This window comes from Actinomycetes bacterium (assembly GCA_036510875.1).
GTDB lineage: Bacteria > Actinomycetota > Actinomycetes > Prado026 > Prado026 > DATCDE01.
The window spans coordinates 1-2,015 of sequence record DATCDE010000014.1; the positions used below are offsets into that span (position 1 = coordinate 1).

2 protein-coding genes are annotated in these 2,015 nt (G+C 71.1%); one reads left to right on the forward strand and one right to left on the reverse strand.

All coding sequences use genetic code 11. The features are described from left to right. The coding region (locus VIM19_00935; protein ID HEY5183480.1) for a hypothetical protein at positions 1–791 on the forward strand (791 nt) is incomplete at its 5' end. A 285-nt stretch (positions 792–1,076) separates the two neighbouring features. Here VIM19_00935 and VIM19_00940 read toward each other — a convergent pair. After that, the gene (locus VIM19_00940; protein ID HEY5183481.1) at positions 1,077–1,769 is read right to left on the reverse strand and encodes a DUF4396 domain-containing protein; all 693 of its coding nucleotides are present in this window, start codon (positions 1,767–1,769) and stop codon (positions 1,077–1,079) included. Positions 1,770–2,015: the final 246 nt, after the last annotated feature.

Here is a 2,015-nt window from a genome sequence, read left to right on the forward strand (position 1 = left end):
CCGCCCTCGCCGGGCCGCTCGCCGGCGCCGCGCCACTGCTGGCCCGCCGCGCCGTCGACGCCGGTGCGGACTGGACCCGACTGGAGAACCTGCTGCCTCACGCCGAGCTTGCCGCGCAGTCCGCCACCGACGTCCGGGCGCTGCCTCGGGCCGGGGCTATCGCCAAGACCCTCGCCGACTACGCCACCGCCGCGGTGCTGCTCACCGAAGCCACCGGCGCCACCCTGCACCGGGCCGCCCACGTCGACACCGCCCAGGGCAGACCGGCGCAGCCCTGGCAACGCCAAGCCGCCGCGCTGGCCCGGCAGGCCACCGGCTGGCGGCAGGTCCGCGCCGAGCTCGCCGCGCTGCGCACCCCCACCCCGGCGCTGCTCGGCGTCCGCGCCGACATCCACGCCATCCGCGACCTGCTCATCACCCTGACCGACCCCCGCACCGCCGCCCCGGCGATCCGCACCCTGCCCGTGCTGCTCGCCGGCACCCGCACCCTGCCCGACCTCGCCATGTGGAACGCCGCCACCCTCGACCGGATCGCCGCCACTGGCGACCTGTACGTCACCGGTGCCACGCTGCCCCGGGATCTCCTCAGCGAGAACCGCACCCTGGCCGCGGCCAGACTCTCCAACACCCTGGTGGCGGCACCACCGGTGCTCGTCGACCCCGCCCGGGACGCCTACCGCGAGCTTCTCCAGCGACCGCTCGGGGACACCCACGTCCACCCGGCCGAACCCCCCAGCCGAAGCGGCAGAGACCCATCCGGCCGGCTGACCAGTGCCGACCACAGTCGATGAGCTTCCGTGAGTCGACTAACTGCGGCCAGCGGTGCCGGAGTCCAGCCAGCTCGATCGACGAGTTGATGCGGGGCTATCCCGCGGCCGACTGGTGCGGAGACGATGCGTTGGCCCCGGCGGGGCCTCGAGGCGCCGGAAGGTACTGGCCGATGCCCTCCGAACCTACGGGGGCCGCTGCCCGCATCCGCGGTCGTGGACGCCGTCGGCGCGAGCCTTGGGTCAAGGATCCGCCCGACCACCGCAGGTGGCTGCGACGACCGATGTTCGGGGGACGCGTCGCCAGTGTCACATGGGCTCTTTGATGCCGCGTCGGATGAGCCACGCGTTGGTGGGCCAGGCGGTAGCAAACCCGATGATCATCCCGATCTGCATGAAGAGCCAGTACACCGGCGAGAGCGGGCTCAGGTGCGGGTCGGGGAAGAACACGAACCACATCAACGCCATCCACGCGAACAGCCCGATCTCGAAGCTGACCAGGCTCAGCACGTCCACCTTCGCCGCCTGGGCCAGACCACTACGCAGACCCAGGCCCCGCATCGGAGCGATCGCGAAGTACTGAAACACGATGCCCAGCGCCAGTGCGACAGTGAAGTCGCTGAGCATCTCCGCCCACAACGCCGTGCCCGCCACCGTCAGCCCGAGGGCGAAAACAGCAAATTCCGCACCGATGTCACCGAGGGTGCAGCCCGCTCCGCAGTGGCTGACGCCGACCGCCGTGGTCGCCCAGGCCGGCCTGTCCGGGGCCGTGTCAACGTCGTGGTCGCGTTGCCACCGCCCGCTCATCGGACGCCCGAACCTCCGGTACCCCCAGGTCGCGACCGGGCCGAGGTATAGGGCAGTGACCGGCCACACCGCTTCCATGATCGTCATCCGCTGTCGAAAGCCGCGACCGTACATGTCGTAGACGATCTCCACCGCGCAACCGACCCCCAACGCAATCGCCACCCAGGCGACTGCGACCAGCAAGGGACTAGGCACGCCCGACCCCTACCCGTTCCTGCCGCGCAGAAGGTCCCGACACGGTCTTCCACGCCGTCCGATCTGGGTGCGGTGGAAATAGTGTTTTGCATCAATCGCTTCGGCCTATCCATCTAACCGGAGTGCGGGGGCGGGTCTTTGCGCCAGGGGCGTCCTGCGGGCAGGCGTTCGAGACTGGGTGGGTGGCCACGGCTGACAGGAGGGGACGGTCGCGTGGGCCGGGGGTCGGGTCGGGCGATGAGGTCG